At 71.6% G+C, this 12,419-nt stretch carries 16 protein-coding genes; 10 read left to right on the forward strand and 6 right to left on the reverse strand.

Going from position 1 to position 12,419, the window contains the following annotated elements:
• Positions 1–144: 144 nt before the first annotated feature.
• On the forward strand, positions 145–372 hold the full coding sequence (locus tag ACFXHB_RS42835; protein WP_380582331.1) for a hypothetical protein: 228 nt from the start codon (positions 145–147) through the stop codon (positions 370–372).
• A gap of 20 nt (positions 373–392) precedes the next feature.
• A complete protein-coding gene (locus ACFXHB_RS42840) occupies positions 393–1,130 on the forward strand; it encodes an NUDIX domain-containing protein (RefSeq protein WP_380582333.1) in 738 nt (245 codons plus the stop codon).
• Positions 1,131–1,202: 72 nt separating this feature from the next.
• Here ACFXHB_RS42840 and ACFXHB_RS42845 read toward each other — a convergent pair whose 3' ends face one another.
• The 4 genes from ACFXHB_RS42845 to ACFXHB_RS42860 form a co-directional block, all read right to left on the reverse strand.
• Positions 1,203–2,231, reverse strand: a complete 1,029-nt coding sequence (locus ACFXHB_RS42845; protein WP_380582335.1) for a ParB/RepB/Spo0J family partition protein — start codon at positions 2,229–2,231, stop codon at positions 1,203–1,205.
• Positions 2,228–3,373, reverse strand: coding sequence for a ParA family protein (locus ACFXHB_RS42850; RefSeq protein WP_380582337.1), 1,146 nt, complete (start codon positions 3,371–3,373; stop codon positions 2,228–2,230). Before ACFXHB_RS42850 ends, ACFXHB_RS42845 begins: the two co-directional genes overlap by 4 nt.
• A 209-nt stretch (positions 3,374–3,582) precedes the next feature.
• On the reverse strand, positions 3,583–4,905 hold the full coding sequence (locus tag ACFXHB_RS42855) for a hypothetical protein (protein ID WP_380582339.1): 1,323 nt from the start codon (positions 4,903–4,905) through the stop codon (positions 3,583–3,585).
• 166 nt (positions 4,906–5,071) lie between these two features.
• On the reverse strand, positions 5,072–5,323 hold the full coding sequence (locus ACFXHB_RS42860) for a hypothetical protein (protein WP_380582341.1): 252 nt from the start codon (positions 5,321–5,323) through the stop codon (positions 5,072–5,074).
• On the opposite strand from ACFXHB_RS42860, the gene ACFXHB_RS42865 reads away from it, so the two are divergent.
• The 4 genes from ACFXHB_RS42865 to ACFXHB_RS42880 all read left to right on the forward strand — a co-directional run bounded on the left by ACFXHB_RS42865 (position 5,300) and on the right by ACFXHB_RS42880 (position 6,762).
• Positions 5,300–5,590 (forward strand): hypothetical protein, encoded by a 291-nt coding sequence (locus ACFXHB_RS42865; RefSeq protein WP_380582343.1) that lies wholly within the window; start codon positions 5,300–5,302, stop codon positions 5,588–5,590. The two genes, ACFXHB_RS42860 and ACFXHB_RS42865, sit on opposite strands and share 24 nt — an antisense overlap.
• Positions 5,587–5,760 (forward strand): hypothetical protein, encoded by a 174-nt coding sequence (locus tag ACFXHB_RS42870; protein ID WP_380582345.1) that lies wholly within the window; start codon positions 5,587–5,589, stop codon positions 5,758–5,760. Before ACFXHB_RS42865 ends, ACFXHB_RS42870 begins: the two co-directional genes overlap by 4 nt.
• A gap of 15 nt (positions 5,761–5,775) precedes the next feature.
• Positions 5,776–5,952, forward strand: a complete 177-nt coding sequence (locus tag ACFXHB_RS42875) for a hypothetical protein (RefSeq protein ID WP_380582347.1) — start codon at positions 5,776–5,778, stop codon at positions 5,950–5,952.
• Positions 5,953–6,150: 198 nt separating this feature from the next.
• A complete protein-coding gene (locus ACFXHB_RS42880; RefSeq protein WP_380582348.1) occupies positions 6,151–6,762 on the forward strand; it encodes a hypothetical protein in 612 nt (203 codons plus the stop codon).
• A 167-nt stretch (positions 6,763–6,929) separates the two neighbouring features.
• Here ACFXHB_RS42880 and ACFXHB_RS42885 read toward each other — a convergent pair whose 3' ends face one another.
• Positions 6,930–7,640, reverse strand: coding sequence for a hypothetical protein (locus tag ACFXHB_RS42885; RefSeq protein ID WP_380582350.1), 711 nt, complete (start codon positions 7,638–7,640; stop codon positions 6,930–6,932).
• A gap of 483 nt (positions 7,641–8,123) precedes the next feature.
• Between ACFXHB_RS42885 and ACFXHB_RS42890 the strand changes: the two genes are divergently transcribed.
• Positions 8,124–9,629: a hypothetical protein gene (locus tag ACFXHB_RS42890; RefSeq protein WP_380582352.1), complete on the forward strand. Its 1,506-nt coding sequence runs from the start codon at positions 8,124–8,126 to the stop codon at positions 9,627–9,629.
• A 395-nt stretch (positions 9,630–10,024) separates the two neighbouring features.
• Positions 10,025–10,243 carry a hypothetical protein gene (locus tag ACFXHB_RS42895; protein WP_380582354.1) on the forward strand — a complete coding sequence of 73 codons (219 nt, stop codon included), beginning with the start codon at positions 10,025–10,027 and terminating at the stop codon, positions 10,241–10,243.
• Here ACFXHB_RS42895 and ACFXHB_RS42900 read toward each other — a convergent pair.
• Positions 10,227–10,649, reverse strand: a complete 423-nt coding sequence (locus tag ACFXHB_RS42900; protein WP_380582356.1) for a hypothetical protein — start codon at positions 10,647–10,649, stop codon at positions 10,227–10,229. The two genes, ACFXHB_RS42895 and ACFXHB_RS42900, sit on opposite strands and share 17 nt — an antisense overlap.
• A 119-nt stretch (positions 10,650–10,768) precedes the next feature.
• On the opposite strand from ACFXHB_RS42900, the gene ACFXHB_RS42905 reads away from it, so the two are divergent.
• Together ACFXHB_RS42905 and ACFXHB_RS42910 are read left to right on the forward strand one after the other, a co-directional pair.
• Positions 10,769–11,437, forward strand: a complete 669-nt coding sequence (locus tag ACFXHB_RS42905; protein ID WP_380582358.1) for a hypothetical protein — start codon at positions 10,769–10,771, stop codon at positions 11,435–11,437.
• A gap of 80 nt (positions 11,438–11,517) precedes the next feature.
• Entirely contained in the window at positions 11,518–12,183 is a 666-nt protein-coding gene (locus ACFXHB_RS42910) for a hypothetical protein (protein ID WP_380582360.1), read from the forward strand.
• The last annotated feature ends 236 nt before the right edge of the window (positions 12,184–12,419 follow it).

Here is a 12,419-nt window from a genome sequence, read left to right on the forward strand (position 1 = left end):
AGACGCTCGGCTGGGATACCCCAGCCGAGCGTCTACGTGATCTACTCACCGTCTGAAACCAAGCGGTGTTGCGACGACCCCTTGAACCTAAGGTCAGGGGGGTAGGCCTTCTCGCATTCTCGGGACCGCACCGCCACGGGCTCGGTGTCCTTCGTCGCCACCGCCCGCATCACCGACTGCCACCGCGACACCGGCTGCTGCCGCCCCTGGGGTCTGCCCGGCCTGTGGCACTGGACCCTCGCCGACGTCCGGGCCCTCGCCGACCCGATCCCCGCAGCCGGCCGCCTCGGACTCTGGAGGCTCGACCCCGGCCAGCACGCGCTGCTCCGCCGCCGCCAGGCCGTCGCCCTGTCCGCCCTCGCACACCACTGACCCGGCCAGGAGAATCCATCATGAGCGAGATCACCATCGTCCCCGCCGGCCTGCGTGACTGCGCCGTGAGCTGGCCGGACTATGCGCCGGTGGACGTCACACCGGAGGAGCTGCTGCCCCGGGCGCTTGAGCGGGAGGTTCCGTTCTGGGCCGAGGGCGCAGCCACCCCGGACGCCGTGACCGACTGGGCCCAGCGCCAGGCTGCCGCGCTGGTGCCGTTCCAGCTCGACGCCCAGGGCTGGCCGCTGCACCCCGCCGGGCGCACCGGCCTTACCGGCCGCAACCTCGGCCGTTGGGGCGAGAACGTCGCCGCCGACCCGATCGTGATCGCGGGCACCGGCTCGGACCGGCGGATCCTGCTGGGCACCCGGGACGACATCCACCAGGAGGCGATCCCCGGCGGGATGGTGGATACCCATACCGGAGAGACTGCCCCGGCCGCGCTGGTGCGCGAGCTGCGCGAGGAGACCGGAGTGGACCTGCGCGACCACCAGCCGGTCATCCTCGGCACGGGCCTGGTGGACGACTGGCGCCAGACCGATCACGCCTGGGTGGCGAGCACCTTCGCCCTGTACGTCCTGCCCGCCACCGTCGCCGCGACGGCCGCTGACGACGCCCTGGACACTACCTGGTACCCGGCGGGCTCGATGGCCGCCCTGGAGAGTGCCATCGCCGCTGCCGGCCGCACCTTGTATGCCGCCCACCGGCCCCTGATCGCCCGCGCCCTCGCCGGAGCCGCACTCATCACTGCTGCCTGACGGCCAGCCCGACAACGACGACGGCCCACACCCCAACTCGGGGTGTGGGCCGTCGTCGCGTTCAGGGCGCATTCACGTGACGCGCAGCAGCAGCCTCTCCGCCACGGCGTGCAGGACGTCGGGCTCAAGGTGCTCGGCGAGGGAGTCCGCCAGGCGGGCGGGAGTCTCGGTCAGGCGGACCAGCGCGTGGACGGCGGAGGCGATGGTGGGCGGGGCGACGTCTGGCGTGTTTACCGGGTAAACAATTTCATGATGTGAAGTAATTTCGGGGCTGGTTCCCGCAGCGACGTTTACCGGGTAAACAACTTCACTTGCTGAAGTATTTTTCTGAGAGACGATCGCTGCGCCGCTGCGCGGCCCGCGCGAGGCCTTCGGACGGCTCATCGCCGCCTCGGCCTCGGCCCGCTGCTCCCCCTCGTCCGCAATCCGCCCGATCCGACGGGCGTCCCGGACGTTCAGATCCTTGCTGTCGACCTTCTCCTGAAGGTCTTCGGGCAGGCCAAGGAGCGCCAAGCGCTGGGAAACCCAACCCTTCGACTTGTTCAGCCGGGCGGCGACCGCATCCTGGGTGCCATGTACGGCCAGCAGTTGCTGGATGGCCCGGGCCTGGTCGATCGGTGGCACGTCCACGCGGAAGATGTTGGCGATCAGCGAGACCTCAAGGAGGTCATGCGCGCTCCTGGCCAGGGCGTCGTTTACATCGATGCGTAGCTCTTCCAAGCCGGCCAGTGGCGCGGAGGCCAGGCGCCGATTGCCGTCGATGACCACCCATCGCGCTTCTCCGAGCTTCTCCTCCGTCTCCGGGTGTACGGCAAGGAAGGCTGCCCGGCTGACTACCGAGGCTGGCGTGAGCTGGCCGCGCGTACGCAGCGATTCCGCCGTCTCCTCGATGTCGGTCAGCTCTTCGCGCGGGTTGAAAGGATTATGGGCAAGCTCCTTGAGCGAGGCCCGAGCCGACAGTGGGACGGGCTCAGGGTTGCCGCCGGCTTCGCCGTGCTCCTGGCGCCGGTCGTACTCGGCCAGTCGTTCGGCCCGGGTCTTCACCTTCGGCGGTTCGCGGAGCTCGGGGAACTCGGCCGGACGTCGGGTGCGGGAAGTCATGAGCAGAGCTCCAGGGCAAGGTCGCGCATGTTCTCGGCGAGGTCGCTGTTGGGGGCGTAGTCGAGCAAGGGGATGGCGTAGTCCGAAGACTCGCGCCCCTCCTTGAGATCTTTGAGCACCGCGAGAACCCGAGGGCTGGTGTGTGTCATCCAGAGGTCGTGGTTCTTGGTGACCGTGGCGCCGCGGCGGGCGTCGTACGCGTTGATGACCAGACCGAGCTGGTCGATCGTCACCCGGCTCAGCTCGACCGCGTTCTCGATCTGGCGGTTCAGCATCCGGTACGCCTTGTGGCTGGACTGATCCGCCCAGACGGGGATGAGCACGCCGGACCGTCCGGCCCGCTCGCCGTCACGTCGGCGAACGAAGTTGAGAGCGACGTCCATGCCCATGCCAAGGCTCGGCGGGCCGTCCAGGATGACGACGTCGTAGTCCTGCTCTATGGTCTCCAAGGCCCGTTCCAGACAGGTGTCGCGGCCATGGCGCATCACCGCGAGCTCGGCCTCCAGCAGGAATGCGTCGTCGCAGGCGGGCAGGACGTGTAGCCGCTGGCCGAACCGTTCCTCGTCCAGGGCGACCAGGAGCTCGCGGATGTGGCGCTTGCTCTTGCCCAGCATGTGGGTCAGCAGGCTGTCCTCGCCGTCGTCGATACCGTCCAGGCCGAGGCGGGTGGTCAGGTGTCCCTGGGGGTCGTAGTCGATGAGCAGGACTCGATAGCCGAGCTCGGCCAGCGCCTGCGCCAGCCCGCTCGCCACGAAAGTCTTGCCCACGCCGCCCTTCTGGTTGGCCACCAGGATGCGCTGCGGCGGCTGGGCGACCAGCGGGCTCGACGGCGAGGGATGCGCCTCCAGCCACTCCTCGACCGCCTGGGCAAAGCCCTGCACCTTGGTCAAGTTCCGTGTCGAGCACTCGGCGGCGAACCGGTCGGGGCCGCCAGCCGGAAGCATGACGCCCCAGCTCTTGGCCCCCGAGGTCTCCACAGTGGTGCTGACCGGCGTCTCGTACCAGCGGCTCACAGCGTGCTCTGCCGCGTCCTGCACGTTCATGCCGCACTCGGCCGACCGGACCTTCAGTCTCCGGCGAAGCTGAGGTGTGATGTTGACGAGCAACTTTTCGCGCTGCTCGCCGGGGATTGAGATGGTCATACCGAGCAAATTACCTGCTATCCCTCACGGTCATCACCACCACCCCCGGCGTGTTCCGCATCCGATCCCGTGCGACAGGCCCGCGCTGAGCCGGAAGACTCCGAAAACCCAGCGCCCGGCAACACACCTGACGTGGCGTCGAAACTACGCAGCGAGAAGAGGAGAAGTGTCGTGGCGCAACGACTAAGGCACCTTGAGTGGGCCAAGCACTATCCCAGTGGGTCGCCGCTCTGCTTAATGTAGGTCAGGTGGGCAGTGGGTTCGTAGGTCGGGCGGGGCGGGATGAGCAGCTGGGCCGGGGCGAGCAGGTACACGGAGTCCTCCACCGGCTCCGGCCCGGTTAGCTCCGGTGCCCTCGCTCGCTGCTGCTCCTCGGCCGGTGTCGGGTCGGGGACAGGGCCGGGCAGTGCGTCGGCGGGGGCGGTGGAGGCCTGCGGCGTCGTCGGCACCGGTGGGACGGGAACGTCCTCCCGTGCTGGCACCGGTTCCGGCTCGGTCTCCTGTACCGGTTCGGGCACTGGCGCCGGTTCCGGGTCGGGGGCCGGAGCCGTGGGAAGCACAGGCTGGTGGCGCTCGCGGTAGAGCTTGCCGGCCTCGGTTCGGCGGTAGCTCCACCGGCCGCCCTGGGACTGTTCCAGAGCGAGCATCAGGTCGTTCGCGGCGGAGAGGGTGAACACGCCGCAGGTGCGGGTCAGCTCCTCGAAGGCGACCGGTGCCAGGCCCCAGCGCGACGCGTGCGCGACGGGCACCGGGCGGCTGATCCGCCAGTCCTGGCGGAAGTCGCGCCGCCAGTCGGGGAAGTCCCAGTCCTCTCCGGCGCGCTGCTCGTGCGTGAAGTCGTGCACGCCGTAGGGGACCAGGACCTGCTGGCCGTCCAGGAAGTAGACCCGGCCGCCGTCGGCGATGACGGCGAGCTGCTGTTCGGTCGGTGCGATGGTCGCGTGCCGGGTCTTCGGCCGGCCGCGCGGTGCCACGGGCAGGTCGGCCAGCCGGGCCGCGTGGAGCGCGTCTCCCGACCAGAACCAGACGTGCCGCGCGCCGCCGCCGTACCGGGCCCGCACGACGCGGATCCGCTCCTGCACCTCGCCCACACCCACCGGGCGCCGGGGCCGCTCCACCACCACGACGTCCCCGTCGTCATGGCCGCCGCGCACCACCACCGCTGGCGGCAGCACCCCCGCCGGCCCCTCGGCTCCGCCGTCCAGACCGACCGGGACCTCCAGCACACAGTGCATCCCCGGCCAGGCCCGGGTGATCCGCCGCTGGAACTCGATGACGATCCGGTCGTCCAGCTCCAGCTGCTCCCTCACCGTCGGCGCGGCGGAGCACTCCGTCCCGGCCTTGTGCGAGAAGTGCGGCGAGTTCACGGCCCCGGGCCGGGCACTGCGCAGAATCAGGCTCTCCCGGCAGGCCCGGCACACGTACCGGTTGTCGGCCAGGCCGGGTTCCAGCCCGGCGACGCCCTGCGAGAGGTCGACCCACCACTTCGTCACCCGGTCGTACACCCACGGTGCCGTCGTCTCATCACCCATGACAGGGATCATGCCCTGTGCGCGAGAGGGACGTCCGGCGCATTCGGAGACCTGCCACCGGAGGGGGCGATCGGCTGCCGCCTGCCCGAAGCGGCCGACTTCATCAGGTCCTCTGGCGGACGACGTCGCGGGCGCGTTGGTGGAGCTGGCGGTGGTGGGGTGTTCGTCATCGGGTGCCGTTGATCTGCTGTCGGCGGCGGTCGGCGACGGTGAGCCAGCGGTGTCGGACCGTGGCCTCGTCGTCGAGCCACCGAGTGGTGGACGGGTAGTCGAGCGGAAGGTCGGCCATGAAGTAGGCGACGTCGGCGAGGTAGGCGAAGTCGCCGCTGACGGTGGCGTCGCGCAGCCGGTCCACAACGGCGGCCAGGCCGTCCTGGTCGTCGCGGACGGCGTGGTGGAAGGCGCGAGCGGCCTCCAACAGCGGGATGAGCCAGGGCAGGCCGGCGACGTCGATCTGGGTCCGCAGGACGGTGGCACGGTCGGCGATCCGGCGATCGTCGGTGCCGGCGTCGGCGACCAGTTCGGCGACGTCGGCGACATCGGCGAGCAGCGTGGTGGCGCGCTGGTCCAGCGGTTCGAGCAGTTGGCGGGCCAGGGCGAGTTCCTCTACGGCCGGTGCGACCGCTGCGAGGAGCCCTGGCCGTGCGCCGTGCTGCGGGAGACCCGGTACCGGAGCGCCGCATGACCCTGCCGACCGCCCCGCAGCCCACCACCGAGGTCTGGTTCCACGAGACCGCCAACGGGACCGTCATCGTCATCTCCGACCCAGGCCGGACCCGGCTCCGCTCAATCGTCCTGCGCCAGCTCGCGCAGGCCCGCCGCAAGACGCCGCCGCGCCGGAGCGTCACCCGGTGAACTCCATTGACATTCGTGCCGCCGGAAGAGCGCCAGCGGGGGCTGACGATCAGCACCTACCGCATCGCCGCCGACGGCACCCGCTACAACGCCACCGACCCGGTCACGCTCGACCCGGACGACGTGAGCGCCCACGCCTACCACCCGTCGGCGACATGGCCGACGTGCCGCTGCCCGCTCCATCGCGGGTGACCGAAGACTACTGTTTGTGGCGATCGTCGCCACCGCCCGCAGGGGCGAAGAAGCGCGCGCCAACCGCTACTTCCACCCCGATAGCGAGGTGTAGATCAGCGGACCGGGCCCCTGGCGACTCGCGGAACCAGGGACGACAACGGACAGCGATTCCGGGCCAGCCCGCAGAACCTGGTGCTGTTGGTACGGTCACTGGCCATGAGAATCGACGGAACATTCTGGTCGGCGGTGGGCGCGATAGCAGCGGCGGTCTCGGCCGGCCTGGCGTGGTGGGCGGCACACAAGTCCGCGGCCGCGGCTGCGGACTCGGCGCAGACAGCGAAGAGCCTGGCCGCTATCGAGCACGACCGCTGGCACCGGGAGTTGACGCCCGACCTGCGCTTCAACCTGGTCAACCGCGGCGTGGACCATTGGCTGCTGAACGTGGAGCTGGCAGGACCCGTCGGGCTTGACCGCCTCGACTCCATAACCCTGACAATCCGAGGAGAGGCCGGCGTCGACCACAGCCTGCGGCCCGGCGACCTCGACCCCCAGGAGCTCGCTGACGTCATCTGGGGACCACTGCGCTTCCAGCCCCGCGTAGACGGAGTTCAGGACCCAGGCCGGGAAGCACAACTGGTCGCCGTCGACCGCGGCGAGCCCGTCCGGCGGGCGATGGACTCCACCCGGGCACCTAGCTGGTTCAACGCGCAAGCGGACTGGCAGGCCCGCAACGCCCAGCTTCCCCTGCGCCTGCACGCCGTGTGCAACCGCGAGGGACACCAGCCGTGGATCGTTGTCGCCGAGCTGCCCGTCCCACTGTCGGCCTGAGGCCCCGGTGTGGCCACCACATCCAACGGCTCGCAGGACCGGCTGACCTGGCGCGGCCCGGTCACCGCGGTCAGCGGCTGGACACTCGGCGGGCCCGAAAAGAGCTGACCCACCAGAGAGGTCTGGTACCTCACCCTGCCACCACGCCCGCCCAGCCGGGGCGTGCGTTACCCGCGCACCGAGGCGGCTGCTCCCTCACGACAGGCTGGCACGACGGGGGCCTCCAGCGCGGCCCGCCAGGGCTGCTGGAGGACGTCGACCGCCTCCGCCGGCAGGTTCGGACGGCAGACCTCCGTCCACAGCGCCCACTCCATGTACCGCCAGAGCGCCTCCGCGAAGCTGCCCATGCCATGCCCGGAGGCGTTCCACAGATTCCGGGGCCGATCCCCGGTCTCACCGCGCCGGTACCAGTGCGCGGCCGACGCCGTCAGCAGGACGTCGTCCCTGTACTGCCTGCTGACGTAGGACGCCGGCCCGATGTACTCGGGCCGCTCACCGTCGATCGGGTCGCAGAGCTCCGTCAGAGCATCGACCGCCCATGTCTGGTGCCCGGGAGCTTCCACACAGTGCTCCTCACCCTCGTACACGGCGAGTTCGGTGGCCTCCATCTGGAGCCGCCAGCCGGTCGCGTGCAACTCGAAGAGCTGTTCCATGGTGAACTCCGGGACCCGGCCGAGCATCGCCAGCACCGCAGCCCCGTTCGGCCCCCATGCGCGGTGCGGCTCCAGCTCTCGGACCACCCGCAACGTCCGCACTGCCGCCAGGTGCTCCCGATGCTGGATGGGCAGCACCGCTCCTGCCGGCTCGATGGCGAACAGGCCGAACACCGGTCCCGGGTAGCCACGGACCTCGCGGACCATCTCCGGGATGTCGGCCACCTCGAAATGCCCCTGCAGCGTCGCCCCTGAGCGCAGCGCGCCCGCGAACCTTTGGTACTGCCCCGCCGGCGAATCCGCGCTCCCCGGAACGGAAATGAAATACGACAACTGGCACCTCGCAGTCGACACGAACCGTCACCGCTCTATCGGCAGCGCGACCCGCCGGCCTGAACCGCCACGTTGCGCGGCGCACCGCCCCGCCCCGGCGCGGCCCTGGGCTCACCAGCACTCCTCCAGATCTGCCATCCGGCCCGCTGTGCCGAACCCAGCGGCCGAGTGCTCGCCCTCCGGCGCTGGAAGCAATTGTTTCCAAGTCGTTCGATTCCTGACCTGCGGTCAGGTGCGCGGCTCGAAGAAGCCCCGCAGCCTTTCCCCACAGCGATCAGCAGCTGGCTGTTCCATTCCCGCCCCCGTCGCGCACCGTGATCGGTAGGGTGCGGAGCATGATGATCCCCACCGATGGCGGGCAGGAGGAGTAGCTGCATGGGACTGCGCACCACGTACCTCGGCAAGGCGGAGATCCAGGACCTGCTCGGCACGAACTCGTTCGGGATGTGGCGACTGCCGCGCCAGCACGGCGACTTCCCCGATCCCGAGACCGACATCTACTACGGCCCGTTCGACGAAAAGCCCGACGGGCCGGTGTGGGACGCCCACGACGTCTACCGGTGGGCTGCCCGCACTCCGGAGTTTCAGCACCGCGGCGCCGTCCTGCTGCGCCCGCTGCCTGGCCAGCGCCAGCCGGGGTGCTTCCTCGGCCACCAGGACACCACCCACGGTCCGGCCACCGACTGGCATACCGGCATCGGCGTCATCCGCATGCTCCACACCAGCGAGAGCCACGCCGCCGCAGCCATGGCCGCCGACCTCGCAGAGGAGCACAACCGCGAGATCGTCACCGTCTGCTCCCTGTACGGCGATCTCAATCCCGTCACCGGCCCGGCCCTGGTCGCCGCCGACACCGTCCAGCCCCGCATCGAGTACGAGGCGAGCTGGGCCCGCATCGTGAAGCTCACCGGACAGCCCCTCCCCTGGTGGCCCGACAACCTGCGCCGCTTCGAGGTCACCCGCCGCTGGCAACCAGGCTCCACGGCCGTGATCGCCGAGGTCCCCGCCAGGCCCCGCGAGAAGACCCTGCGCCGGACCGCGGCGAACAGCACCTTCAGCCAGACCGCTAAGGCGGCGCTGACCAACATGGCCGACGACATGCGCAACGACCGCGTCGAGGACGTCGCGCGCGACATCCAGACCTACGGCGACCACCTCGCGACCCCGGGGCGGCTCGTGATCGCGGCCACGCACGACACCCGCAACCACCCCATACCACTGGTGAAGGACGACGCCCTCCTGCGGCAGGGATGGGAGGAGATCACCCGCAGCACCGAACCGGACGCCGTCGAAGTCCTCGACATCGCGCTTGGCCGCCACCCCAAGCTGCTGCCCTTCGGGCGCTTCAACCAGATCCCGGTGGCCGACCACCCGCTCCTTGAGCGGTGGACCCGCCGTCTGGCCCTCTGCGATCCCACCGCCGGCCACGCCACCCTCGCCGAAGGCAAGACGGTCGACGCCTTCTTCACCGACCCCCTGACCGACATGCCGGTCGTTCGCACCAAGGACGATGACGAGAACCACGCTCGGTGGCTGTTCTACGCTCCGCTCTCCCTGCCGGTCGGCCGCGGCGAGTTGGCTTCCATCGTCCTGTACGGCCCCGTCTGGATCACGACCACGGACGGGTTCGTCCACCCGGCCCCCTGCACCCCCGGAGAACACCTGTGGTGGGGTAACGCGGGCGGCGAGCACCCCCGCGAGCTCTCCCACGTCGTCAACATCCTCCTCGACGACCTCGGAGCCCGCATCACCCTCGACAACTACTGGAACAGCGCTCCGGACGAGCTCACCCGCTTGTTCAACGAGGACCACAAGCAAGGCACCGAACTCACCCGCGCCGCACTACTCCACGCCCGCATCACCCCCAAGCCACGCCGCTGACCCACAGCAGCCCCGGCAGACGCCGCTGGCCGACCCCGCACGACGCGCGAGGTCGGCCAGCCCGGGTCCTGGAGATCACCGGCGCGGACCGGGTGTTTCCGGCCGAGGCGGACGTGCCCGCAGCTCGCCCCACCCACTGAACGCACCCCGAGGTTCCCGGGTGAGTACCTCTGCCGGTTGAGGGTGTGGCGCGTTGGGGTTACTCGCGAAGGCCTCGCCAGACGGGGTGGCGTAGGTGGCCGGGCCGGCCGTCGCGAGCATCGGTTCGATGTGCGGCAGCCTGGTCTGGGCGGCTCCTCTGGGCGCCATACCTTCCAGGATGAGCCGTCGGACACCGGGCGGGCACGCGATACCGCCGGGCGGCTCACCGCGGCCGCCCGCGCGCGACCATGGGGGTGAGCACCGATAGGCCCCGCTACCGCGCCGAGGACCTCGTCGAGGAGATCGCCCGGCCTGAGCGCCGCCTGCTCATCGCGGCCGTGGGCGAGGAGGCCTACCTCGTACGGCGACTCGACCCGCCGGCACCCGGGCGGCCGGACCCCGAGCCCCGGGAGAGCGCGTGGGCGCACGCCGGGTGCGAGGCGGCCACCCGGCCGGTCAGCGGGTGTGGTTGATGTAGGCGCGGGAGCCGTCGTGGAAGGTGACCGTGGCTCCGTGTCCGACGGCCGGTGGGGTGGGCCGGGTGGAGTAGAGGTCGACGGAGGCGATCTCGCCCGGGTCCGTCGCGAGCAGCTGGGCGATGAGGGCCCGCTCGACGATGGCGAGGTCGCTCGTCAGGGCCGGCACCTCCATCGCCGGCGGCTTCTCGCCCAGGACCGGGGCCGGATCGGTTTCGTCGGCCCAGGTCTCGCCCGGGGCGTTCAGGACGGCGACCTGCCACCGTGACGTGCGGCCGCCCGTGTCGACGACGACGCCGAAGGGATGCCGCTCGTGCCCGGCGTCGGCGAAGGTCCGCGCCGAGGCACCGGGCAGCGCGGCCGCGGCGTCGAGGAGCAGGTGCTGGACACGGGCAGGGCGCATGGGGGTGTCCTTCGGGGTGGGGTTCGGCGTCACGCTACCGGCCGCGGGTCCGGGCGGGCCCCGGGAAGGCCGTGCAGCTGACGTTTGATCACTCCGGCAGCTTATCGAACAATAGTTCTATGACTTCCGCCGTGCCGTTCTCCAGCCCCGCCCGTTCGCCTGAGCGGCCGGGTGATGCCGAGCGGGCGCCGCGGGAGCTGATGTCCCTGCCCGGCGCGTCCCGGGACGTGCGCAGGTGGCGGCTGGTGGAGATCCGCCTCGGCGGGCGGTGGCGGCCGGCGATGCTCACGGTGTGGAGGCGCCCGCCGGGCAGCGCGGTGTGGGTCGTCCACGTCACCTGGGGCCCGGAAGGCGCGGGGCCGGGCGCGGAGTCGTGGGGGTGGTTCCTGTTCGACAGGGGTCGGATCCGCCCTGTGCCCGCGCCCGCCGATCCGGCCCCGGCCATCGCCCCCTACTCGGGGACGTGGCGGGACGCGGTGCGGGTGCCGGGCGAGCTCGCCGGACCGGCCGGCACCGATCCGGGGGAGCGGTGCTGGCGTCTGGCCTGGCTCCGCGCGGACGACACGTGGCGCCCGGTTCTGGTCACCGCCCGCCGCCGACCCGGACCCGGTCTCCCGTGGATCGCCCATGCCCGCTGGGGCGAGGACAAGGCGGCCGCCTGGGTAGTGGCCGACGGTGTCACCCTGCGCCCGCTGCCGCGGTCCGAGCCGGCGGCCGACACCGAGGCGGACATGCCCGCGGCGCCTGTCGCGCCGCCGGCCCCGGCCACCCCGGGGAAGTCCGCGTGAACTTGGCCCCCGCCCCCGCTCCCGCCCCTGTGCCGGTTGCCGATCTCGCCGCCGAGCGCCGTGGCCGGCTCGCTGACCTGATGGATGCGACGTCCCCGGCCACCCGCGCCCGCCAGGCCCAGGCCACCGTCCTGCCCGTCCTGGGACCGCTCGCCCCTCTGGTCCCGCACGGCGGCCTGGCCAAGGGCAGCATCACCGAGGCCACCGACATGAGCCTGCTCCTGGCCCTCGCCGCCGGCCCGGCCACCGCGGACCGCTACGCGTGGTCGGCGGCCGTCGGGCTCCCCACCCTGGGGTTGGCGGCGGCCGCCGGCTACGGCATCGACCTGAAACGCCTCGTCGTCGCCGACCACCCCGGCGACCACTACGCGGAGGTGGTCACCGCGCTCGCCGCCGCCTGCCCGCTCGTCCTCGCCGCCGCACCCACCGACCTGGCCCCTCGCGCCCTCGACCGCCTCGCCGCCCACCTGCGCCGCACCGGCACCATCCTGATCACCCCCGGACCCTGGCCCGGCGCCCAGCTGCGCCTGGAGGTGACCGCTCGGTGGTGGTCGGGGCTGGGGGAGGGGCACGGGCAGCTGACCGGCCGGCGGGCGCGGGTGACGGTGTCGGGGCGGGGGTCGGCCGCGCGGCCGCGAGCCGCAGAGTTGTGGCTGCCGGACGGGACCGGCACGGTCGCCGTGGTGGAGGAGAGTACCGCCGTCGGGAGCCTGCCGGTGGATACGGCGGTCGCCGCCCGGGCGTAGCCGGCGGTGCCGTCCGGGACCGCCGGCGGGCGGGGCGTGCCGGGTATGGGTGGTGTCTGGCGCGCGGTGGTGGGGGTGAGTCAGGATGACGGGCATGACGCTACTGCTGGATGACCTGCGGGACCGGCGGCGACGGGCGGCGGGAGGCCCACCGGAGTGGGGCCAGGCCTGGGACCGGGTCCTGGAGCTGACCTCCGCGCCGTGGCAAGGGCGGGAGATGATCTGGGACAGCCCGG

It is taken from the genome of Kitasatospora sp. NPDC059327 (genome assembly GCF_042752535.1).
Classification (GTDB): domain Bacteria; phylum Actinomycetota; class Actinomycetes; order Streptomycetales; family Streptomycetaceae; genus Kitasatospora.